We start from the raw sequence: 21,349 nt of genomic DNA on the forward strand, positions 1-21,349 counted from the left end.
CAAGTGGCGGCCTGTTCCTGTTCACCGGGCCGGTCTGACACTGTGTCCGGGTGCAACACGCCGTCCCCGACCGGCTGAAGGTGACTGCCGGAGTGGTGCCTGGACTCTCCGCGATGCTGGGGGCTGGGCTACTGGTCGCCATCTCGCCCGCGGCGGCCGCGGCCGGGAGCTGGCTGCTGCTCGGCATCGTCATCGCGTTCATCGCAGCGCTGTGCGGCGCGTTCTCCACTTCGGACCAGTCGCGCCGGTTCATCGGGATCGGCGGTGGCTACCTCTACAGCCGCCATCAGCTGGGCGTTCTGCCTGGCCGGATGGCGGGCAGCACGGCATTGGTGGGCCGGATCGTGGCGGGCGCTGCGATCGCGGGCACGTTCGGTGTGTATGTGGTTCCGCAGCATCCGGTGATGGCCGCGATCGTGGTCAGCCTCATCGCCGCCGCAGCCGACGCGCTCGGCGTACGGCCGTCTCGTGGCGTCACGCTCGCCGTGCTGCTCATCACGCTGGTCGGGTTGGCGTTGTTCGTGGCCGTGGCGTTTGCCATCGCGCCACCGGAGGCGTTACCGCTGCCCGCAGACGTCGAAGGCACGGACAACCCGGGCGGGCTGCTCGCCGCGGCCGGGCTGATGTTCTTCGGTTTCCTTGGGTTCGAGCAGGTCACGTCCTCCTCCGAGGCGGAGTACTCGGTCCGTCAGTTGCACGTGGCCATCCCGGTGATGATGGTCGGCACGCTGGTGGCCACCGTCGCGGTCGCCGGAGCCGCATTGCACCAGCTCGGTGGCCCCAGGCTGGCGCTGTCGCCCGCACCGCTCATGGACGCCCTCGCGGCCGCGGACGCCCAGTCCATACAGCCGCTGATCGCCGGTGTCGCCGGTATCGCGACGCTGTTCGGTCTGCTGACGGCGATCGGTTCGATCAGGCGCACGCTCGGCGCGATGGCTGAGTTCTCCGACGTCCCTCCCGCGTTGGCGATCGTCGGCTCGCGTGGCGTTTCCGCGCCCGCTGCTGTGCTCAGCGGTGCTGCGGTGGCTGTCGCCGCGGCGTTGCTCAACCCGCCACAGGCCGTCGGCGTTGCCACGTGCCTGCTGCTCTTCTACTACGCGTTCACCAACGCCGCCGCCCGGCTGCTCATGGACCGCGAACGCACGTGGCCGCGTCGCGCGGCGTGCTTCGGGCTCGGGTTCTCCGTGCTCATCGGGATGAACATGTCGGTGAAGTACCTGGTCGTCGTGGTGCTCGTGATGGTCGTCGGCTGCGTCGCCGGCGCCATCACGTCGAGGTACGCCAGAAAGTAGCCAACGTTTCAGGGGGCGTCATGCGTGAGTTTCTGCTGCTCGGACACATCACCTTCGCCGCGATCTGGATCGGCAGCCATATCGGCATGCTGGCCATCGGTTCCCGTGCCTTACGCGAGGGCCCGGAGCGCACCGTGCGGTTCATCAAGGACTCGGACTGGCTGGGCAACCGTCTGCAGGCCGTCTCGGCGATCCTCGCGCTGCTGTTCGGTATCGCGCTGGTCGTCGTGGTCGGCTTCTCGTTCGGCGACCTGTGGATTCTCCTTGGCTTGCTGGGTTTCGTGATCTTGCTGGTGATGGGAATCGGCTACCTCACGCCGCAGTCCCAGCGGATCCTCGCCGCCGCCGAGCAGTACGGCGCCGACGCGCCCGATGTCGTTGCCAAGATCAAGACCGTCCGGCGGGTGGCCATCGCGCAGGCCGCGGTGATGCTCCTGATTGTCCTCGACATGATCGCCAAGCCCGTCTTGTAAGTTCGCTGACGTGACTGAGCAGCTGCTACGAGGGCCCTTGCACGACCTGCACGCGAGCCTTGAGGCCACCTTCGCCCCGTTCGGGGGCTGGGAGATGCCGATCCAGTACAAGACCGGTGTGGTCGCCGAGCACACGGCGGTCCGCGAGAACGTCGGCATCTTCGACGTGTCCCACCTCGGCAAGGTCAGGGTCACCGGCCCGGACGCGATGGGATTCGTCAACCGGTGCCTGACCAACGACCTGAACCGGATCGCACCCGGCAAGGCCCAGTACACGCTGTGCTGCACCGAGACCGGTGGCACGGTCGACGACATCATCGTCTACCTGGTCAGCCAGGAGGACGTCTTCCTGGTGCCGAACGCGGCCAACACCGCCGAGGTGGCGCGCAGGCTGATCGAGGCGGCGCCCGGGGACATCTCAGTCACCGACGAGCACCGGCAGCACGCCGTGCTGGCCGTGCAAGGCCCACGGTCGGCTGAGCTGCTCGACGGCCTGGGCTTGCCGACCGAGCTGGAGTACATGGCGTACCGCGACGCAGAGTGGCGTGGCATCAAGGTGCGTGTGTGCCGCACGGGTTACACCGGCGAGCACGGCTACGAGCTCATCCCCCCGTGGGACGACGCGCCGGTCGTATGGGAGGCGCTGCGTGAGACGGGCGGCGTGCCGTGCGGCCTGGGCGCCCGCGACACGCTGCGTACCGAAATGGGCTACCCGCTGCACGGCCACGAGCTGTCACTGGAAATCAGCCCGGTGCAGGCCGGGTCGACGTGGGCAGTCGGCTGGAAGAAGGACGAGTTCTGGGGCCGCGAGGCCCTCATCGAGGAGCGCAAGGACCCAGCGCGGCGGCTGCGCTGCCTGCGCGCGCTGGACCGTGGCGTTCCCCGTCCGGACATGCCTGTGCTGGACGCCGACGGCCAGCAGATCGGCGTGACGACGTCGGGCACGTTCTCCCCGACGCTCAAGACCGGGATCGCGCTGGCGCTCATCGACACCGCGGCGGACGTCGAGCTCGGCAGCGAGGTCACGCTGGACGTGCGCGGCCGCAAGCTGCGCTGCGAGCTCGTGAAGGCGCCGTTCGTGCAGACCAACGTCAAGAACTGATGGCTGTCAAGAACGAGAACTAGATGCTGGCGAGCGCCGCGACGAACAAGATGACGCTGAGCACGAGGGTGAACACGAACGGCCCGCCCTCGACGTCACGCGGGAAGAACTTCTTGTTGTGCTTGCGGCGCCACCACACCGCCCACCACAGGGCGCCGAGCAGTCCGAGGATGACGCCGAAGACGCCGATCCACGCATAGCCGACCAGGACAAGCAGGCCGAGCCCGAACGGCATCAGCGCGCCGACGACGGCGACCCGGAAGTCCGAGCCCGTGCCCGCGCTCACCGCGTTGGGTTGAGAGTTCGCCACGCCGCCATCGTAGTGGCCGTGGCCAGGACGTACCCGAAAGTAGGACGTCCGATCCTCGGGATACGGATTTTCTTCGAAGCTAACGACGACTAACGTATGCGCATGACGTCCACGCTGTCGTTCACCCAGACCTCGAGCCCGAACCCGGCGACCCCGGATCGGCTTGCCGAGGTATTGGCCAATCCTGGCTTTGGACAGCACTTCACCGACCACATGGTGACCATTCGCTGGAGCAACGACCAGGGCTGGCATTCCGCCGCACTCGAGCCGTACCACCCACTCACGCTCGACCCCGCAGCCACCGTTTTGCACTACGGCCAAGCGATCTTCGAAGGCCTGAAGGCATACCGGCACGCCGACGGCGCCATCGTGGCGTTCCGTCCCGAGGCGAACGCCGAGCGGTTCCAGCGCTCCGCGGTCCGGATGGCCATGCCGGAGCTGCCGACATCGCTGTTCATCGAGTCACTGCACCAGTTGCTTGCCGTCGACGGCCGCTGGGTGCCCGAGCACGCCGAGGCTTCCCTTTACCTGCGGCCGTTCATGATCTCCGATGAGTCCACTTTGGGCGTGAACCGGCCGGCGAACCACTACCTGTACGCGCTGATCGCCTCGCCTGCCGGCCCGTACTTCGCCAGTGGCGTGAAGCCGGTGAAGGTGTGGCTGAGCCACGACTACGTGCGCGCGGCGCCCGGCGGCACCGGCGCGGCCAAGTGCGCTGGCAACTACGCGGCTTCCTTCGTAGCGCAGGCTCAGGCCGTCGCCGAGGGCTGCGACCAGGTGGTCTGGCTGGACGCGGTGGAACGCCGCTGGGTCGAGGAAGTCGGCGCGATGAACCTGTTCTTCGTGTTCGGCAACCGGCTGGTGACCCCGGAGCTGTCCGGCGCGCTGCTGCCCGGCATCACCCGTGACAGCCTGCTGACGCTGGCCCGTGACCTCGGGTACACAGTGGAGGAACGCAGGGTGTCCACAGAGGAATGGGAGAAGAAGGCCGAGTCAGGTGAGCTGACCGAGGTCTTCGGCTGCGGCACGGCCGCGGTGATCACTCCCGTCGGCTCGGTGAAGAGCTCAGCTGGTGAGTTCAGCATCGCGGGCGGGCAGCCGGGCGAGGTGACGATGAAGCTGCGGCAGGCCCTCAACGACCTGCAGCGCGGCGCCGCCCCCGACCCGCACAACTGGCTGCATCGGCTGGCATAACGAGGTTTTTCGATGCCCCTGACGCTGCGTCAGGGGCATCGCAGCTTTCTGCAATGGTTCCGCAATGATCATCAGTACGTTGGCGCCGACCTTATTGTCGTAGCAGGAGGTTGGCGAATGACTGACGAGCTGAAGTCGTTGCTGGCGCGGGGCGGGTTCAACAACTGGCGGATGGCGAACCAGACGGCCAAGATCGACCTGGCCGGTGTGTCGTTCGTTGGCTGGCAGCTTGACTACGTGTTCCTGTCCGGAGCGAACCTCGCCGGAGCGGACTTCTCGGGCGCCTCACTCGTGCACGCGGTGTTTTCCGGCGCGGACCTGACCAAAGCCAAGTTCGTCGGCGCGGACCTGCGTGGTGCCGTCTTCGGGCCACCTGAGCTGGTGAACGCGGACCTCGCGCTGTCCCCGCTCGGCAACCGCCTGATGTACGGCGCCGAACTCACCGGAGCGGTGTTCACCAACGCCCAGCTCAACCGCACGTCGTTTCGTGAATGCCGGTTGGACAAGGCCGACCTGCGCGGCTGCGACCTGTCCACGCTGGACCTGCGCCGCACCACTCCACCCCGCGCTCGCACCAGCCACCCCCAGCTCAATCGTGCGCAGCGCGCTCGCGTCATCTAAGGCGCGTGCAGGCTCATCGGCCCGTAGACCTCGGCCTCGCCGTTCAGCAGGGTCACCCGATCGACCCCGGCGGCGAGCAGGTCCTGCCATGAGTCCCGCAACCAGTCCTCGGCCTCGGTCTGTCCGCTGAACAAGGTCTCATCGCCGGGGATGTCCCGGCCACGCTCGTCCTGACAGCGCCATCGATAAACCACATCGACTCCCGCTCAAGCGGTAACTTTGGGCCGAGGCTATGTCACGAGCGACGTGAGGGACATGTGACGCGCAGGACACTGGTGTTGGGCGGGGCCCGCTCCGGCAAGTCGGCACACGCGGAGGGCCTGCTCCCGGCCGACGAAGAGGTTCTTTACGTGGCCACCGGCCGCAGGGACCCGAACGATCCGGAGTGGACGGCGAGAATCGACGCCCACATCTCCCGCCGCCCGCACACCTGGCGCACAGTTGAGGCGTCGCGTGAGCTTGCCGACGTCGTGCGTGCCGCGAAGGGCTGGACGCTGGTCGACGACATCGCCACGTGGCTCACCGGCGTGATGGACGCCGCAGGCGCGTGGGAGGGCGCGGGCCTTGATTTGGTCCGCAGGGAAGGCGCCATGTTGGTCGAGGCGGTCGCCGCGACGGAGGCACGAGTGGTGCTTGTGTCGTCGGAGGTCGGCCTGGGCGTCGTCCCGCACACGCGCTCTGGCAGGCTCTTCCGCGACGAGCTCGGTGCCCTCAACTCCGCGTTGGCGCAACGCTGTGACGAGGTCCTCCTGCTCGTGGCCGGTATTCCGATGCGGTTGCGTTAACGGAGGTTTCGGGTGTTCCAGTACGTTTCCCCACCCGACGAGACGGCTAAGCGCGACGCGCTGGCCAGGCAGGACCGGCTGACAAAGCCGGCGGGCGCGCTGGGCAAGCTCGAACAGCTCGGGGTGTGGGTGGCGTCGTGTCAGGGCGTCTGCCCGCCGAAGCCGTTCACCCGCCCCCGCGTGGTCGTGTTCGCGGGTGATCACGGCATCGCGGCCAAGGGCGTCTCGGCGTACCCGACCGACGTCACCGCGCAAATGGTGACGAACTTCCTCAACGGCGGTGCTGCCGTGAACGTCCTCGCCACCACAGCTGGCGCGACGGTCCGCGTGGTGGACATGTCCGTGGCTTCCGACGTGGCTGAGTCTGTGGCGGAGTTCAAGGTGCGGCAGAGCTCCGGCTCGATCGACCACGAGGACGCGCTGACCGAACAAGAGGCCAAAGCCGCCGTCGAAGCGGGCAAAACCATCGCCGACCAGGAAGTCGACGGCGGAGCGGACCTGCTGATCGCAGGCGATATGGGCATCGGCAACACCACCCCGGCCGCGGTGCTGGTCGCGGCGTTGACCGGCGCCGAACCGGTCGCGGTGGTCGGCCGTGGCACCGGGATCGACGACACGACGTGGATGCGCAAGACGGCGGCGATCCGTGACGCTCTGCGCCGCGCCCGCCAGGTCAGCGCGGAACCTGTGGCGTTGTTGCGTACGACCGCGGGCGCGGACATCGCGGCGATGGCCGGATTCCTCGCCCAGGCGTCGGTCCGGAAAACCCCGGTGATCCTGGACGGCGTGGTGTCGACGGCCGCGGCGCTTGTGGCCGAGGAGATGGCGCCGGGCGCGCGGCTGTGGTGGGTGGCTGGGCACCAGTCGACGGAGCCGTCGCACAATCTGGCGTTGGAGCAGTTGGGCCTGGAACCGTTGCTGGACATGGAGATGCGTCTCGGCGAAGGCTCGGGCGCGGTGGCCGCGTTGCCGTTGGTCGCGATGGCGACCCGGATCCTGGCGGAGATGGCGACGTTCCAGGACGCAAACATCTCCGGGCCTGCCGACTAGTGCTGCTCGCTTTCTCCTGGCTTACGGTCCTGCCCATTGATCCTGGGCGGGTGGATGCCAGGGCGGGACGGCGCGCGATTGCCTCGGCTCCGGTGGTCGGGGCCGTGCTCGGGTTGCTGGTGGCGGCCGTGATGCTGGGGGTGCCTGGGCTTCTCGGCGGGTTTTTGTGTGTGGGCCTGGTGGCTTTGGCGACCCGGGGAATGCACCTCGACGGGTTGGCGGACACGGCCGACGGGCTCGGATGTTACGGGCCGCCCGAGCGTGCCTTGGCTGTGATGAAGGAAGGCGGCGTCGGCGCTTTTGCCGTCGTGGCCTTGATTGTTGTCCTTGGGCTGCAGGCGGTTTCGCTTGGGACTGTCCACTGGGGAGCCGTTGTGGTGGCTTTCGCTTCGGGACGAGCGGCTTTCTCGTGGTGCTGCCGTCACGGCGTGCCTGCCGCTCGTCCCGACGGGCTCGGTTCCCTGGTGGCTGGGTCCCAGTCGGTGTTCGTTCCGGTCGGGTGGTTCGCCTTTCTCGCGGGAGTGGCGGTTCCTGTTGTCCCGTCTCACCTTTGGGCCGGTCCGCTGGCCGTTTTGCTTGCCTTCGCTGTGCTTGTGGTGTTCACGGCGCACGTGAGCAAGCGCTTGGGCGGTATTACCGGTGACGTCCTTGGCGCCGCGTGCGAGCTCACCGTCACGGTTGTGCTGGTCGTGTGCGCTTTGGCTGCAAGGTGAGTGCCTGGTTCACCAGGTCTTCGGGCAGACCGGGGTGCTGGACTGCGAGGTCGATCAGCTGCCCGAGGTAGTGCCTGTTCACGAACTCCGACTCGATCAGGTTTCGCAGGTCTTCTTTCTCGCCGTACAACCGCGCGGTCACAGAGGGCGAACGCGGCATCCGTTCGTCCACAGGCGCATCCATGGTCCGCAGCGTCGCTTCCGCGAACGCCGCTGGACTCACCCCGTTGAGGAACGCCGGGTCACTGAACCATGGCGCGTCCGCCCAGCCATGACCATGAACGCGGATGTCCCCATGGCACGGCAGCATAGTCAGCGGGGTTTTCCGTGCCGCGCCGAGAATGCCGCGAGCGGAAGTGCGATCAGCACCACCGCCTGGATCGCCAGCAACGCCGCGACGATGCCCCAACGGTCTACCACCAGCCCGGCGCCCAGTGCGACGAGCGCGTAGAGCACGCTACCGAGCAGCGACGCAAGCGAACCCATCGTCGCGCGTTCCCGGTCGGTGAATTCGCGCTGCAGCAACGTCTGCTGGGCGATCGTCGACATGCCGTACGCCGATGAACCAAGCAGCACAGGCGAAAACACCGTCGGCTTGATCAGCGCCACGAAGTTCGCGACGTTGTCGAACAGCTCACCGAACAGCAGAGTGCGGGCCGCGCCCAACCGGCCGATCACCCAACCGCTGACGCGGAAGCCGATGAAGGACACGACATGGGTAAAGGTGCGCCACAGGCCCAGCGCCCAGAGCGGCCACAGCCCCGCCACGAAAACAGGCGACAACTGAGCCGCGCTTTCGCCGCTGTAACGAAGCGCCGACACCAGCGTCATCCGGCGAAGCACCGGATTGCGGCGGATCCCGCGCAGGGCCGATCCGAGATGCTCCAGCACGTTCGATTCCAGAGGGCCGTGCACCCGCGGCTCTTGGACCCGCAAGGCGACGAGCACGCACAGCACCTGCGGCACGACCGACAGCACGACAACTGCATGCAGCGACCACGCGCCTGCGACCACGCCACCAATGGCTGCCGCCAATGCGAGCGCGATTTGGAACATCGAGTTCACCCGGCCCGCGTGCCTCGGGAACTCCTGCTCCCGACCGGCTTCGAGCAACGTGTCGTAGAGCAGCGCCTCGTTGTTGCCGCTCCACAGTGCAGTTGCAAATCCCTCCAGCACAACGGCTGCCAGGAGGAGGCCGTAGCCCGGAGCGCCTGCGTACCCGAGGTGGGCGGCCACCATGACGACGGCACCAGCGATCATCGTGCTGCGTCGGCCGAGGCGGTCGGACAGCACCCCCGTTGGGACTTCGAACGCGGCCGAAGACAGCTTCTTCACCGCGAAGAGGCTGGCGGCAGCGGCGTACGAGCCGGTGACTTGCGCGAAGTAGATGACCATCAGCGGTCCGTACATACGGAAATCGCCGAAGAAGTTGAACCAGCTCAGCAGGCGGACAGTCTGATCAGCGGACCCCGACCGTGGGGATTTCCTGTCGAACAGGGCAGCTATACGCAGCAGTGAAGAACGACGAGCGGACACAGCAGAACTCCCAGAAAGGCGAACGGAGGCGCCAAACAGCGCCAAGGGCCGGTGACACGTGTCACCTCGCCCCGGCGACCGGGATATGTGCTGCTCGCTACAAGCGTGGCGTCAGAAGCCTGCGGTCACCAAGGGGCGAACGGAAGCTCCGGTCATCGCTGTAGACATCAGTGCCCCTCAATTCCCCAGGCGGACGGGATTCCGCACCGGCGTCAACTCTAGCGATCGAAGGAGCTGCGTGTCCGCTGAAAATCACGGGCACGACGGAGGGCAGCGTCCAGCCATTGTGAGTTGATTAGCTTTGCGAAGCATTTGGCGACTAGGTTGGTCGCATGGAGTTTCGGAGACTAGGCCGCAGCGGCCTGACGGTCAGTGAGATCTCGTACGGCAACTGGCTGACGCACGGCTCGCAGATCGAGGAGGAGCAGGCGGCTGCCTGCGTCCGCGCGGCCCTTGATGCCGGGATCACCACGTTCGACACCGCTGACACCTACGCCAATACCGCCGCCGAGTCCGTGCTCGGGCGGGCGCTAGCCGGTCAGCGGCGGGAGAGCTTGGAGATCCTGACCAAGGTCTACTGGCCGACGGGCCCTGGCGGCCCCAATGACAGCGGCCTCGGCCGCAAGCACATCATCGAGTCCGCCAACGCCTCACTCAAACGCCTGCAGACCGACTACGTCGACGTCTACCAGGCGCACCGGTTCGACCGGACGGTCCCGCTCGAAGAGACGATGCTCGCCTTCGCCGACCTTGTCCGGCAGGGGAAGGCGCTCTATGTCGGGGTTTCCGAGTGGACCGGTGAGCAGATCAGCCGTGGTGCCGCGCTCGCCCGCGAGCTGAAGGTTCCGTTCGTGTCCAACCAGCCGCAGTACAACATGCTGTGGCGGGTGATCGAGCCGCAGGTCATCCCCGCCGCCGAGCGGGAGGGGCTGAGCCAGATCGTGTTCTCACCGGTCGCTCAGGGTGTCCTGACCGGCAAATACCTGCCTGGCCAGCCGGTTCCCGACGGGTCACGGGCGACCGACGCGCGCGGCAAGAACTTCGTGTCACGCTGGCTGCGTGACGACGTCCTCGAGCGCGTGCAGCAGCTGCGGCCGCTGGCCGACGAGGCCGGTCTCACGCTTGGGCAGCTCGCGGTCGCGTGGGTGCTGCAGAACAAGAACGTCGCGTCCGCGATCATCGGCGCTTCCCGGCCTGAGCAGGTCACGCAGAACGTCAAGGCCGCTGGCAAGGTCCTCGAACGGGACCTGCTCGACAAGATCGACGCCGTGCTCGACGGTGTCGTGACCGACGACCCCAGGCTCACGAACGTTCCGTGAGAAAGCAGAAACCTCCAGGAGCAAGCTCCTGGAGGTTTCTCCAAAGTGTTTCAGCGGGGGAGCGGGTCACCAGGGCGCACGCGCGGCTTGGGCACCCGCAGCTTGCGGATCTGGCTCGCCCGCACGAACGTGTACCAGCCGATCGAGCCGCCCTTGATGATCTCCTTCGGGAACTTCTCCCTGGCCATCTTGGTCACCCGGCGGCCGTTGATGATCCCTTCGAGAATCATCATCAGCAGCATCGCGAGGCACACGAGCGTCGCGTAGTTCTGCACTGCGGGGTTCGGCACGAGCAGCGCGACGAACACCACGATCGCCAGCGGCATGAACAGGCCGAGCAGGTTACGTCGCGAGTCCACCACGTCACGCACGTACGCCTTGACCGGACCGCGGTCACGCGGCATCAGGTACTTGTCCTCGCCTGCCATCATTCGCTCGCGGCGCTCAGCGGCGGCAGCACGACGCTCGTCTTTCGACGGCTTGTTCTGCCGCGCGCGACGCATCGCCTCGCGGGTTGTGGTTGGCGCGGGCGCTACCGGACCGCGCTTGCGGGCCTCCGCGTCACGGCGTTTGGGCGTCGGTGCGCCTTTGCCTGCCGTGTACGCCTTGTTGGTGGGCCCGGCCTCGACAGCGACGTCTGTCTCGTCGACGGCGGGGGCGTCGGCCTTGTCAGCTGAATTACGGCGCAGGAACCTCACGTCTCATAGGTTATGACAAGCCCAGATCGTATGGTTCGCCGGATACGCTGCTATCTGTGCGCGTATTGATCGCTCCCGACTGTTTCGGCGGCACGCTGTCCGCTCCTGAGGCCGCGCAAGCGATGGCCGACGGGTGGCGCGCGTCCGCTCCGAACGACGAGCTGGTGCTCCGCCCGCTCACCGACGGTGGTCCTGGCTTCGTGGATGTGCTGCACACCGTGCTTGGCGGCACGGTGCACACCCTCGATGTCACCGGTCCGCTCGGTGAGCCGGTGACGGCCAACTGGCTCGAGCACGATGGAACGGCCTATGTCGAATCGGCACAGGCGAACGGCCTGCACTTGGTCCCCAAAGCCGACCGCCGCCCGCTCGATGCCACCACGCGTGGCGTCGGCGAGCTGATGGTCGCCGCGCGCGATGCAGGCGTACACACGATCGTCGTCGGTCTTGGCGGTTCGGCAACAACCGACGGCGGACAAGGAATGCTTGAAGTCGTCAGCGGCGAGTGGCCCAAGATCATCGCCGCGACCGACGTGGAGAATCCCCTGCTCGGACCGCACGGTGCCGCCCACACGTTCGGCCCGCAGAAAGGCGCGTCCCCGCAGGACGTCGAAGAACTGGAGGCCCGGCTGGCGGCCTTCTCTGCGGAAAAGGGTGCTCACCTGCGTGACCAGCCGGGCGCTGGTGCCGCTGGCGGCCTTGGCTACGGACTGTTCGTGCTCGGCGCGACGAGGGTGTCCGGCGCGGGCCTCGTGCGTGACTTGACCGGGTTGGACGAGGCGATGGCCACCGCCCAGCTCGTCCTAACCGGCGAAGGCAGCTTCGACTGGCAGTCACTGCGGGGCAAACTTGTGACCTCCGTCGCATCCGCGGCCGCCGAGCGCGGCCTGCCGTGCCTCGTACTCGCCGGTCAGGTGAGCGTGGGACGCCGGGAAGCGGCCGCGGCGGGAATCGAGGCGGCATTCGCTGTCGTGGACCACGCGGGCTCGGTGGACGCCGCTTTCGCCGATCCAGCAGGCACCCTGGCCGCCCTCGCCGAACACGTGGCGTCCCAGTGGTCGGCATGACAGTTGGTCATCCGGGCATGTGTGTCACCATGGAATAAGACACCACGGCGATGTGTTCGCACCGCTGTAGTCGGATCTTCAAGGGAGTGTCATGACGACCGCGCAGGAGAACACGACCGAAGCGGCGACCACGCACGGCGTGACGTTGACCGATACTGCCGCGAGCAAGGCCAAGGCGCTGCTCGAGCAGGAAGGTCGCGACGACATGCACCTGCGGATCGCCGTCCAGCCCGGGGGCTGCGCCGGTCTGCGTTACCAGCTGTTCTTCGACGAGCGCTCGCTCGACGGCGACCTCTACCGTGACTTCGGCGGCCTGAAGGTGGCCGTCGACCGGATGAGCGCGCCGTACGTCGAGGGCGCCGTGATCGACTTCGTGGACACCATCGAGAAGCAGGGCTTCACCATCGAGAACCCGAATGCCACGGGTTCCTGCGCCTGCGGCGACTCGTTCCACTGAGTCAAGACGTGTGGAGGGCCGTTGTCTCGTGCGGACAACGGCCCTTTTTACATTTTTGGCAGCATGTCCCGGTCAGACGTACTCGTCGAGGTCCTTGACCTGGGCGTGACACCCGTCGGTGACCTCCCACGCCGGCGCGAGCCGCGGCAGCGGCGCGTGCGACGGGGACTGGCGGACTGAAGGTGGGATGTCGGCGCAGTCGGCGATCAGCTCGTCGATCGAATCGGCCTCGGTGATGTGCACGAATCCCACGTTATTGAGCGGGACTGGAGCTGCACAGGCTTACCAACCGGTAGTGTGCATAGGCAGCCAAGGAACCACCCGCACGGGTGGCGGGTGTCGGCTCGGGACACAGGCTGTCGGACGTAGTGGCAACACAAGCGCACAAGACAGCAAGGAGGGCCGGCAGTGCCCGTAGCCGTTTCCGGAAGTATCGCCAGCGACCATCTGATGCACTTCCCGGGCCGCTTCGGCGAACAGGTCGTTCCCGAGCAGATCCACCGCCTTTCCCTCAGCTTCCTCGTCGACGACCTGCAGGTCCGTCGCGGTGGGATCGGCGCCAACATAGCCTTCGGTATGGGTGTGCTCGGCGCGAGCCCAGTGCTCGTCGGCGCGGCAGGCAAGGACTTCGGTGACTACCAGTCATGGCTGGAGCGTCACGGCGTCGACTGCCGCGGTGTGCACATCTCCGAGACCGCGCAGACCGCCCGGTTCGTCTGCACGACCGACGACGACATGTGCCAGATCGCGTCGTTCTACGCCGGTGCGATGGCCGAGTCGCGCAACATCGAGCTCAAGCCGATCGTCGACCAGGTCGGCGAGTTCGAGCTGGTGATGATCAGCCCGGACGACCCCGACGCGATGGTCCGGCACGCGCAGGAGTGCCGCCAGCGCGGCTACGTCTTCGCGGTCGACCCCTCGCAGCAGCTGGCCAGGATGTCCGGTGAGCAGATCCGTGAGTTCATCGTCGGCGCGAAGTACCTGTTCAGCAACGACTACGAGTGGGAGTTGCTGCTCAAGAAGACCGGCTGGACCGAGGCAGAGGTCCTCGACAAGGTCGACATGCGGATCACCACGCTCGGTGAGAAGGGCGCGGAGATCGTCGACCGCAAGGGCCCGGTCGTGCACGTGACCGCGGTGCCCGAGCTGGCGAAGGCCGACCCGACCGGCGTCGGCGACGCGTTCCGCGCGGGTTTCCTCGCGGGTCTGTCGCACGGCCTGGACATCGAGCGCGCCGCGCAGCTTGGTTCGTACATCGCCGTGCTGGTCCTGGAGACCATGGGCCCGCAGGAGTGGACGTTCGACGCGGGCGAGGCGGTCACCCGGATCACCGGCGCGTACGGGCCGGAAGCCGCGCAGGACATCGCGGCCATCCTGCCGTCGTGAGTACCGACCCTTCGTGCGATGTGGCGCACGGCAAAGCGACCCCGGAGGTCGAGCACCGTGGCTTGGTCGCGGTGTTCGACACGCCGGTCGCCCAGCATCTCGTGCGCTACGCGAAGGACTTGGGATACACAGCTTTCGTCTACGAGCCGTCTTCGCCTTTGCCTGAGCTGGACGGCTCGTACGACGTCGTCGTGACCAACCACCACCGGGAAGAGCTCGGCACGGTCCTGCGGGACGTGCTGGCCTTCCCGGTGCGCTGGGTTGGTGTGATGGGAAATCCGCGGCACGAAGGCCCGCATGTCAAGGCGCTCAAGGACCTTGGTGTTCCGGACGAGCAGATCGCGCGCGTGCACCGGCCGGTTGGGTTGAACATCGGGTCGCGTACGCCTCCGGAGATCGCCATCGCGACCATCGCGGGCCTTGTCGCCGACCGCAACGGCCGTCCCGGCGGTTTTGCCTGGTAAAAGCTCGTGAGTGGTTATCCGTGTTAGAACGCGAATAACCACTCACGACAAACCCTCAGAGTGCCAGGCGACGGCTCATGTCCGAGACGAAGACGCCCTCCGGGTCAACGGAATCCCGGATCTTGCGCCACTCGTCGAGCCGCGGGTACATCTTCGCGAACGTCTCCGCGGCAGTCCGCGAATCCTTCGCGGTGTACAGCCGTCCGCCCGCGGCGAGCACGGCCTCGTCCAGCTCGTCACAGACGCGGCCGACGCCGTCCTTGATCGGGAAGTCGACGCTGAGCATCCAGCCAGGGGTCGGCCACGACAGCGGCGCCTGGTTGGCCTCGCCCATCCGCTTGACCACGTTTAGGAACGAGTAGTGCCCGGAAGTGGCGATCTGGCGGCAGATCGCGGCGAACTCGGTCTCGCGTCCAAAGGGGACGGAGAACTGGTACTGCAGGAATCCCTTTGAGCCGTACGCCCTGTTCCACTCGCCGAGCATGTCCAGCGGGTGGTAGAAGCGGGTCAGGTTCTGGATCGCGCCACGCACTCCCTTGCGCGGGACAGTGCGCTGCCACAGCTCGTTCACCAGGCCGAACGTCAGCTTGTTTGCCAGCCCGTTGGGAAACAGGTCGGGCAAGGTCGCCAGTTGCGGGGCGTCGAACTTCAACGGCTGGCTGCGCAGCTTCGCGGGCAGATCGTCCACTTTGGCCAGTGAGCCGCGGGAGAACGTCGCCCGGCCCATCCGGCCGTCCGACGAGATCAGGTCCGGCACGGCCATCGAGTAGTCGTACGCCAGGTCCGAACCGTCCAGGAACAGCGCCAGCGTCTCGTCGAGGCTGTTCGTCCGGTCCGCGTCGACGAGGAAATAGGCCGTCTCGGTCTTCTTCATCCGGATCGTGGCCCTGGTGATGATGCCGGTCAGCCCTATTCCGGCGACCGTCGCCCAGAACAGCTCCGAGTCCGGCTCAAGCGTGCGCACCTGGCCGTCCGCGGTGAGCAGGTCCATCGACACCACGTGGTTGCCGAAACTGCCCGCCGAGTGGTGGTTCTTGCCGTGGATGTCGTTCGCGATGGCGCCACCGACGGTCACCTGACGCGTCCCAGGCAGCACCGGAACCCACAAACCGTGCGGAAGTGCTTCCCGCATCAGCTTGTCGAGGCTCACGCCCGCGTCGAGGTCGACAAGACCGGTCTCCGGATCGATCGAATGGATCCGGTCAAGCACGGTCATGTCGACGACCACACCGCCCGCGTTCTGCGCCGGGTCGCCGTACGAACGGCCAAGGCCACGCGCGATCACACCGCGCGGGCCAGCCGAGGTCACCGCACGCGCGATGACCTCAATGTCCGGTGTGGACAGCACATTGGCCACGGTCGGGGCCGTACGTCCCCATCCGTGCAGGGTCCGCGGCTCAGTCATCAGAGGCGCACCGGGTAGTGCGGCTCGGGGACCTGCGGGCGGATCCGGCCTTCGACGAAGATGCCGTACCAGATCATGAACACCAGCAACGCCCACAGCCGCCTGCTGTGGTCGATCTCGTTGCGGCGGTGCTCCTCCAGCATCTCCAGGATGGCTGCCTTGTCCAGGAACGGGTCGGTGGCCGAGTCACGGATGATCCCGACGGCCCACTCGTAGAGTTCTTCCCGCAGCCAGTGCCGCACCGGCACCGGGAAACCGAGCTTGCGCCGGTTGAGCACGTGCGCGGGCACGATGTCGCGCATCGCGGCACGCAACGCGTACTTCGTGGTCTCCTTGGTGATCTTCTCTTCCAAGGGGATCCGCGAGGCGACCTTGAAGACCTCGGTGTCGAGGAACGGTACCCGCAGCTCGAGCGAGTTGGCCATGGTCACCTTGTCCGCCTTGACCAGGATGTCGCCGCGCAGCCAGGTGAACAGGTCGACGTGCTGCATCCGGGTCACCGGGTCCCAGTCTCGCGAGGCCCGGTAGTGCGGCGCGGTGACGTCCATGTGGCCGATGCCAGGGGTGAAGGTCCGCAGCACCCGCTTGATCTGGTCGTCACGGAAGATGCGCGCGTTGCCGTAGTAACGCTCTTCAAGCGTCAACGCGCCACGACGCAGCAAGTCCTTGCCGCGCTTGCCTTCCGGCAGCTTCGTCGACAGGTTGCCCATCGCCTTGCGCAGCGCGCCTGGGACCTTTTCGAACGCGGCCAGGGAAAGCGGCTCGCGGTAGATCGTGTAACCGCCGAACAGTTCGTCCGCGCCTTCGCCGGAGAGCACCACCTTCACGTACTGGCGGGCCTCACGCGCGATGAACCACAACGGCACCAGCGCCGGGTCGGCCACCGGATCATCCAGGTACCAGATGATCAGCGGCAGGGTCTCCATCACTTCCTGCGGCGAGACCGTGCGGACCACGTGCTTCACGCCGATCGCCGCCGCGGACTCGGCCGCGACGTCCACTTCGGAGTAACCCTGGCGCTCGAACCCGGTCGTGAACGTGATCAGGTCCGGGTTGTGCTGCTTCGCCAACGCGGCGATGGCGGTGGAGTCGATACCGCCGGACAGGAACGAACCGACCGTCACGTCCGCGCGCATGTGCTTGGCGACCGAGTCACGCATCACCGCGGCGATGTCCGAGTGCAGACGGCCGGACTCGTACTGGCTGACGCCGAGCGGCCGGAAGATCGGGTCGAAGTACCGGTTCATGGTCATCGTGCCGTCCGGCGTGACCGTGAACGACGTGCCCGACTCGATCCGGCGGACCGTGTCGTGCATCGTCTCGGGCTCCGGCACGTACTGCAGGACCATGTAGTGCTGCAGCGCCGTCTTGTCCAACCGCGGCGACATGCCCAGCGTGCGCCCGAGCGCGAGCAGGCTCTTCTTCTCGCTCGCGAAGGCCATCCCGCCGGGGCCGGAGGCGTAGAACAACGGCTTGATGCCGAACGGGTCACGCGCACCGAACAGCGTCTGCCGGTGCGAGTCCCAGATCAGGAACGCGAACATGCCGCGGAACCGCTTCACGACCTCGGGGCCGTAGAAGTGGTACGCCGCGACCATCGCCTCAGCCTCGCCGTCGGTGGCGAACTTGAGGTTGAACTCGCGTTTCAGATCCGCCCGCAGCTCGAGGTAGTTGTAGACCTCGCCGTTGAACAGGATCGTGTACCGGTTCGGCGCGTCCACCGGGCCCCAGTGCAGGGGCTGGTGCGAATGCGCGATGTCGACGATCGACAACCGGTTGAAGCCGAAGATGACCCCGCGGTCGGCCCACGTGCCGCTTTCGTCGGGGCCGCGGTGCCGCTGGCAGCGCAGAGCCGCGTCGACCGCGCTACGGGCCGCGTCGGCATCGAGTTCAGAGGGGCAGACCAGGCCAAGCAGACCGCACACGCTCTCGGGAACCTTCCGGGTCGAGTGGTGTTTGAAGGGCCAGTATGCCCCCCGCGTGAATCGGGGCGACGCGCGCAGGGCCCTGATCCACGTCACATATGTCGCTGAGCTACGCTCCCGCAGGAGCGAAACGCTCAAGACTTGCTTGCAGGGTAAGTATCACTGCAAGTCGCGGCAAGGAGGAGAGCGAACGGTGGGCCAAGAGGAGCGCTCGCGCAAGCGCAGGCTGGCCAAGGTCATCGGGCTGGTCGGCCTGGTCGCGTTCGCGGCGACCGGCTGCTCGACCGATGAGGTGCTGCGGTTCGGATGGCCCGTCGGCGTCACCGAGCAGGCCGACGACATGCGCAATCTGTGGACAGGGGCGGTGATCGCCTCACTGATCGTCGGTGTGATCACGTGGGTGCTGATCCTGTGGCCGGTCATTTTCCACCGCAAGAAGTCCGACAAACTGCCCCGGCAGACCCAGTACAACAACGTGCTGGAGCTGATCTACACCGGTGTGCCGGTGATCATCGTGGTCGTGCTGTTCGTGTTCACCGCGAGCACCGAGAACCGCGTGCTCGCCAAGACGGACAAGCCGGACCTGAAGGTGCAGGCGCTGGCGTTCCAGTGGAACTGGGACTTCAGCTACCTGGAGTCGGGCGGCGTCAAGCCGACGGTTCAGGGCGGCGGCGAGGTGCACACGGTCGGCAGCACCAACCAGATCCCGCTGCTGGTCGTGCCTGCCGGGCGGACGGTGGAGTACCAGCTGCGGTCCAGGGACGTGATCCACTCGTTCTACGTGCCGGAGATGCACTTCAAGCGGGACGTGTTCCCGTACCCGGAGAAGAACAACCAGGACAACACGTTCCAGAACAAGATCGACCGGCCTGGTTCGTTCGTCGGTCGCTGTGCCGAGCTCTGCGGCTCGTACCACGCGTTCATGAACTTCGAGCTCCGCGCGCTGCCTGGCGAGCTGTTCGACCAGTATCTGCGGCTGCGTGGCCAGATCAACCCACGCACCAACGCGCTGTACACCGCTTCCGAGGCGCTGACCCAGATGAACTGCGGCCAGCTGTGCACCCCGTACGCGGTGACGACGTCGCCGTTCAACCCCGACCGCACCGCGCGCACGGCTTCGGGCTGACGGGCAGGGAGAGAGAACCATGAAGGTCGAAGCCAAAATCTTCCACATCTGCACGGCGTTCTTCTTCTTCGCGGCCATCCTCTACGGCTTCTGGGCCAAAGAGGTGGTCGGGATCGTCGGGCTGACCCTGACCGGTGGCCTGTCGCTGATCGTCGGCAGCTACTTCAGCTTCGTGGCGCGCCGCGTCGAGGAGCGGCCGGAGGACAACCCGGAGGCCGAGGTCAGCGATGGCGCCGGTGAGCTGGGCTTCTTCAGCCCGGGCAGCTACTGGCCGGTCGGTTTGGCCGCGTCGGCCGCGCTGACCGGGTTCGCGCTGGCGTACTTCCACATCTGGCTGCTGGTGATCGGGATCGTCTGCATCCTGATCACGGTCGGCGGCCTGGTCTTCGAGTACCACACCCAGCCCGACAAGGACTGAACCTTTTTGCCGTGAAGGCCACCCTTCCGGCGTTGGACGCGTGAGGGCCTCCCTTGACGCGTTGGACGCCGCGAGGGTGGCCTTCACGGCTTTTAAAGTGGAAGACCAGGTGGCCGCGCATGACTTCCTCTACGCGCCATGCAGCCAGGAAATGTTCGAAATCCAATACGGTGCCACCGGACCACGCCCGAACTGCTTCACGAACCTCACGCGATCACTTGCCGAATTCGGCGTGCCCGAATCCACCGTGACCATCGCCTTCAACTTCTTCATGCGATCCGTTGTCGACGAGAATGGGCAGCTCAAGATCGAGCCGCCCCTCACGACACAAGGCAAAAGCATGACCCTGACCGCCGAGCGCGACCTTTTTGTCGCGGTCACCGCGTGCGCCACGGAAGGCGTCAACGGCGGTCAGACGAAGGCACTGCAGGTCGAAATCACTTAGCCAGCGCGCTCGACACCGCGGCCCAGCGCTCAAGCAGGCTCGTCGCCGCGCCCGAATCCACCGCCTCGGCGACCTGTGACAGCCCAGCGGCGATATCGGCCGCCAGATCCCCGGTGAAGCCCCGATAAGCCGCCACGGCGCCCGCGGCGTTCAGCAGCACGGCGTTGCGGACGTGGCCCTCCTCGCCAGCCAGCACCTGGCGGACCACCTCGGCGTTGTGCTTGGCGTCCCCGCCGCGGAGATCTTCGGGTGTGCAGAGGTCCAGTCCAAATGTGGCCGGATCGATACGTTCACGCGTCACCGTGCCGCCGTCGACCACCCAGGCCGAAGTCGTTGCGCACGTGGTGATCTCGTCGAGCCCGTCATCACCGCGCACGACCAGCACAGACGCACCGCGCAGTGCGAAAACCTCGGCCATCACGGGAGCCAGACGTTCAAAAGCGCATCCGATCAAGCCCGAAGCGGGCTGAGCCGGGTTGGTCAACGGCCCGAGCACGTTGAAAGCCGTGGGAATCCCCAGCTCCGAGCGCACCGGACCGGCGTGCCGCAAAGCCGGGTGGAACCGAGGCGCGAAGCAGAACCCGATGCTCAGTTCGTCAACGCACTGCGCGACCTCGGCAGGCCCAAGTCCGATCGCGACGCCGAGGACCTCAAGCACATCGGCGGTTCCGGCCTTGGACGACGCCGAACGGTTGCCGTGCTTGACCACTGGCACCCCGGCGGCCGCGGTCACGATGGCGCTCATCGTCGAGATGTTCACGCTGCCGGACCGGTCACCACCCGTGCCGACCACGTCCACAGCCCGCCCGGTCACCGAGACCCGGGTCGCGTGCCGAAGCATTCCGGCTGCCATACCGGAGATCTCGTCGGGCGTCTCGCCCTTCGAGCGCAGGCCGACCGCGAACCCCGCGATCTGGGCGTTCGTCGCGTTGCCGGACATGATCTCGTTCATGGCCCATGAGGTGTCGTCGGCGGTCAGGTCGCCGCCGACGACCAAGTGGTTGAGCAGCGCAGGCCAGGTGTCGCGCGTCATGGCCGAATCATCCACCAAAGCCGCCCGTCCGTGCGACGGGAATGACCGCAGTGGAAAACAGGCACGAGCTCAGCCGCGAACGGTCGGCAGGGTGTGCGACCGCAGCACGTCCGCGACCGTCTCAGCGGCGGTCAGCGGGTCGAGCGGGTGCACGAGCACGGCGTCGGCCTGCGACCAGGTCGCCAGCCACCGGTCGTCCTTGCGACGCACCGCGATCACGATCGGCGGGCAGTCGTCGATCTCGTTCTTCAACTGGCGGCACAGTCCCATGCCGCCGGTCGGCTGCGCCTCGCCGTCGAGGATCGCGAGGTCGGAGTCGCCCGCGTCCATGTGGTAGATGACGTCGGCGACCGTTTCGGCCTCGACGAACGTCACCCGTCCGAGGTCAGCGGCCGGGCGGCGACCGACGGCTGTGATGATGCTCTCCCGCACCTCCGGCCGGTGGCTGAAGACCAGAATCGTCAGCGGCTGCGTACTCATCTCTTCAGCGCCCTCCGGCTCTCTCACTAGGCCTGATCACGACCAGTCGA

At 66.8% G+C, this 21,349-nt stretch carries 26 protein-coding genes; 16 read left to right on the forward strand and 10 right to left on the reverse strand.

Annotation, left to right across the window (positions count from 1 at the left end; all coding sequences use genetic code 11):
* Positions 1 to 50 precede the first annotated feature (50 nt).
* From LWC34_RS55340 to gcvT, 3 genes are read left to right on the forward strand one after another with little or no spacing between them, the layout of a single operon-like run.
* Positions 51 to 1,292 (forward strand): APC family permease, encoded by a 1,242-nt coding sequence (locus LWC34_RS55340; protein ID WP_233734776.1) that lies wholly within the window; start codon positions 51 to 53, stop codon positions 1,290 to 1,292.
* Between the two features lie 20 nt (positions 1,293 to 1,312).
* The gene (locus tag LWC34_RS55345) at positions 1,313 to 1,765 is read left to right on the forward strand and encodes a DUF2269 family protein (protein WP_233734778.1); all 453 of its coding nucleotides are present in this window, start codon (positions 1,313 to 1,315) and stop codon (positions 1,763 to 1,765) included.
* A 10-nt stretch (positions 1,766 to 1,775) separates the two neighbouring features.
* A complete protein-coding gene (gcvT, locus tag LWC34_RS55350; protein ID WP_233734780.1) occupies positions 1,776 to 2,867 on the forward strand; it encodes a glycine cleavage system aminomethyltransferase GcvT in 1,092 nt (363 codons plus the stop codon).
* 19 nt (positions 2,868 to 2,886) lie between these two features.
* Here gcvT and LWC34_RS55355 read toward each other — a convergent pair whose 3' ends face one another.
* A complete protein-coding gene (locus LWC34_RS55355; RefSeq protein ID WP_233734781.1) occupies positions 2,887 to 3,177 on the reverse strand; it encodes a hypothetical protein in 291 nt (96 codons plus the stop codon).
* A 102-nt stretch (positions 3,178 to 3,279) separates the two neighbouring features.
* Between LWC34_RS55355 and LWC34_RS55360 the strand changes: the two genes are divergently transcribed.
* Positions 3,280 to 4,371: a branched-chain amino acid aminotransferase gene (locus tag LWC34_RS55360; protein ID WP_233734783.1), complete on the forward strand. Its 1,092-nt coding sequence runs from the start codon at positions 3,280 to 3,282 to the stop codon at positions 4,369 to 4,371.
* A gap of 117 nt (positions 4,372 to 4,488) precedes the next feature.
* A complete protein-coding gene (locus LWC34_RS55365; RefSeq protein WP_233734785.1) occupies positions 4,489 to 4,992 on the forward strand; it encodes a pentapeptide repeat-containing protein in 504 nt (167 codons plus the stop codon).
* Here LWC34_RS55365 and LWC34_RS55370 read toward each other — a convergent pair.
* Complete coding sequence (locus LWC34_RS55370) at positions 4,989 to 5,186, reverse strand: hypothetical protein (RefSeq protein ID WP_233734786.1); 198 nt, start codon at positions 5,184 to 5,186, stop codon at positions 4,989 to 4,991. The two genes, LWC34_RS55365 and LWC34_RS55370, sit on opposite strands and share 4 nt — an antisense overlap.
* A 63-nt stretch (positions 5,187 to 5,249) precedes the next feature.
* On the opposite strand from LWC34_RS55370, the gene cobU reads away from it, so the two are divergent.
* Genes cobU through LWC34_RS55385 form a run of 3 tightly spaced genes read left to right on the forward strand, consistent with a single transcriptional unit; the run spans position 5,250 to position 7,540 of the window.
* Entirely contained in the window at positions 5,250 to 5,777 is a 528-nt protein-coding gene (gene cobU / locus LWC34_RS55375; protein ID WP_233734788.1) for a bifunctional adenosylcobinamide kinase/adenosylcobinamide-phosphate guanylyltransferase, read from the forward strand.
* Between the two features lie 12 nt (positions 5,778 to 5,789).
* Entirely contained in the window at positions 5,790 to 6,827 is a 1,038-nt protein-coding gene (gene cobT / locus LWC34_RS55380) for a nicotinate-nucleotide--dimethylbenzimidazole phosphoribosyltransferase (RefSeq protein ID WP_233734790.1), read from the forward strand.
* A gap of 50 nt (positions 6,828 to 6,877) precedes the next feature.
* Complete coding sequence (locus LWC34_RS55385) at positions 6,878 to 7,540, forward strand: adenosylcobinamide-GDP ribazoletransferase (RefSeq protein ID WP_233734792.1); 663 nt, start codon at positions 6,878 to 6,880, stop codon at positions 7,538 to 7,540.
* On the opposite strand, the gene LWC34_RS55390 is transcribed toward LWC34_RS55385, so the two are convergent.
* Positions 7,500 to 7,850 (reverse strand): hypothetical protein, encoded by a 351-nt coding sequence (locus LWC34_RS55390; RefSeq protein ID WP_233734794.1) that lies wholly within the window; start codon positions 7,848 to 7,850, stop codon positions 7,500 to 7,502. The genes LWC34_RS55385 and LWC34_RS55390 overlap by 41 nt on opposite strands.
* A 2-nt stretch (positions 7,851 to 7,852) precedes the next feature.
* Complete coding sequence (locus tag LWC34_RS55395) at positions 7,853 to 9,076, reverse strand: MFS transporter (protein ID WP_233734796.1); 1,224 nt, start codon at positions 9,074 to 9,076, stop codon at positions 7,853 to 7,855.
* Between the two features lie 332 nt (positions 9,077 to 9,408).
* Between LWC34_RS55395 and LWC34_RS55400 the strand changes: the two genes are divergently transcribed.
* Entirely contained in the window at positions 9,409 to 10,395 is a 987-nt protein-coding gene (locus LWC34_RS55400; protein WP_233734798.1) for an aldo/keto reductase family protein, read from the forward strand.
* A gap of 50 nt (positions 10,396 to 10,445) precedes the next feature.
* Here the strand turns inward: LWC34_RS55400 and LWC34_RS55405 are convergent, their stop codons facing one another.
* Positions 10,446 to 11,093: a DUF3043 domain-containing protein gene (locus tag LWC34_RS55405; protein ID WP_233734800.1), complete on the reverse strand. Its 648-nt coding sequence runs from the start codon at positions 11,091 to 11,093 to the stop codon at positions 10,446 to 10,448.
* A 56-nt stretch (positions 11,094 to 11,149) separates the two neighbouring features.
* On the opposite strand from LWC34_RS55405, the gene LWC34_RS55410 reads away from it, so the two are divergent.
* Both LWC34_RS55410 and LWC34_RS55415 read left to right on the forward strand, forming a co-directional pair.
* On the forward strand, positions 11,150 to 12,160 hold the full coding sequence (locus LWC34_RS55410; RefSeq protein WP_233734802.1) for a glycerate kinase family protein: 1,011 nt from the start codon (positions 11,150 to 11,152) through the stop codon (positions 12,158 to 12,160).
* A gap of 91 nt (positions 12,161 to 12,251) precedes the next feature.
* Positions 12,252 to 12,617, forward strand: a complete 366-nt coding sequence (locus LWC34_RS55415) for a HesB/IscA family protein (RefSeq protein ID WP_233734804.1) — start codon at positions 12,252 to 12,254, stop codon at positions 12,615 to 12,617.
* 72 nt (positions 12,618 to 12,689) lie between these two features.
* On the opposite strand, the gene LWC34_RS55420 is transcribed toward LWC34_RS55415, so the two are convergent.
* Positions 12,690 to 12,860, reverse strand: coding sequence for a hypothetical protein (locus LWC34_RS55420; RefSeq protein WP_233734806.1), 171 nt, complete (start codon positions 12,858 to 12,860; stop codon positions 12,690 to 12,692).
* 207 nt (positions 12,861 to 13,067) lie between these two features.
* Between LWC34_RS55420 and LWC34_RS55425 the strand changes: the two genes are divergently transcribed.
* Together LWC34_RS55425 and LWC34_RS55430 are read left to right on the forward strand one after the other, a co-directional pair.
* Positions 13,068 to 14,003: a carbohydrate kinase family protein gene (locus LWC34_RS55425; RefSeq protein WP_233735030.1), complete on the forward strand. Its 936-nt coding sequence runs from the start codon at positions 13,068 to 13,070 to the stop codon at positions 14,001 to 14,003.
* Positions 14,000 to 14,467 carry an XdhC family protein gene (locus tag LWC34_RS55430; RefSeq protein WP_233734808.1) on the forward strand — a complete coding sequence of 156 codons (468 nt, stop codon included), beginning with the start codon at positions 14,000 to 14,002 and terminating at the stop codon, positions 14,465 to 14,467. Before LWC34_RS55425 ends, LWC34_RS55430 begins: the two co-directional genes overlap by 4 nt.
* Before the next feature lie 55 nt (positions 14,468 to 14,522).
* Here LWC34_RS55430 and dprE1 read toward each other — a convergent pair whose 3' ends face one another.
* A complete protein-coding gene (gene dprE1 / locus LWC34_RS55435) occupies positions 14,523 to 15,875 on the reverse strand; it encodes a decaprenylphosphoryl-beta-D-ribose oxidase (protein ID WP_284052009.1) in 1,353 nt (450 codons plus the stop codon).
* Complete coding sequence (asnB, locus tag LWC34_RS55440) at positions 15,872 to 17,797, reverse strand: asparagine synthase (glutamine-hydrolyzing) (RefSeq protein WP_233734812.1); 1,926 nt, start codon at positions 17,795 to 17,797, stop codon at positions 15,872 to 15,874. Before asnB ends, dprE1 begins: the two co-directional genes overlap by 4 nt.
* A gap of 193 nt (positions 17,798 to 17,990) precedes the next feature.
* On the opposite strand from asnB, the gene ctaC reads away from it, so the two are divergent.
* From ctaC to LWC34_RS55455, 3 genes are all read left to right on the forward strand, one after another.
* A complete protein-coding gene (gene ctaC / locus LWC34_RS55445; protein ID WP_233734814.1) occupies positions 17,991 to 18,923 on the forward strand; it encodes an aa3-type cytochrome oxidase subunit II in 933 nt (310 codons plus the stop codon).
* A 19-nt stretch (positions 18,924 to 18,942) separates the two neighbouring features.
* Positions 18,943 to 19,341 (forward strand): cytochrome c oxidase subunit 4, encoded by a 399-nt coding sequence (locus LWC34_RS55450; protein WP_233734816.1) that lies wholly within the window; start codon positions 18,943 to 18,945, stop codon positions 19,339 to 19,341.
* 76 nt (positions 19,342 to 19,417) lie between these two features.
* Positions 19,418 to 19,786, forward strand: a complete 369-nt coding sequence (locus tag LWC34_RS55455) for a DUF1989 domain-containing protein (protein ID WP_233734818.1) — start codon at positions 19,418 to 19,420, stop codon at positions 19,784 to 19,786.
* On the opposite strand, the gene trpD is transcribed toward LWC34_RS55455, so the two are convergent.
* Positions 19,779 to 20,819, reverse strand: a complete 1,041-nt coding sequence (gene trpD, locus LWC34_RS55460; protein WP_233734819.1) for an anthranilate phosphoribosyltransferase — start codon at positions 20,817 to 20,819, stop codon at positions 19,779 to 19,781. The two genes, LWC34_RS55455 and trpD, sit on opposite strands and share 8 nt — an antisense overlap.
* Positions 20,820 to 20,888: 69 nt before the next feature.
* Positions 20,889 to 21,299, reverse strand: a complete 411-nt coding sequence (locus LWC34_RS55465) for a hypothetical protein (RefSeq protein WP_233734821.1) — start codon at positions 21,297 to 21,299, stop codon at positions 20,889 to 20,891.
* Positions 21,300 to 21,349: the final 50 nt, after the last annotated feature.

The organism is Kibdelosporangium philippinense (genome assembly GCF_021390435.2).
Taxonomy (GTDB): Bacteria; Actinomycetota; Actinomycetes; order Mycobacteriales; family Pseudonocardiaceae; genus Kibdelosporangium; species Kibdelosporangium philippinense.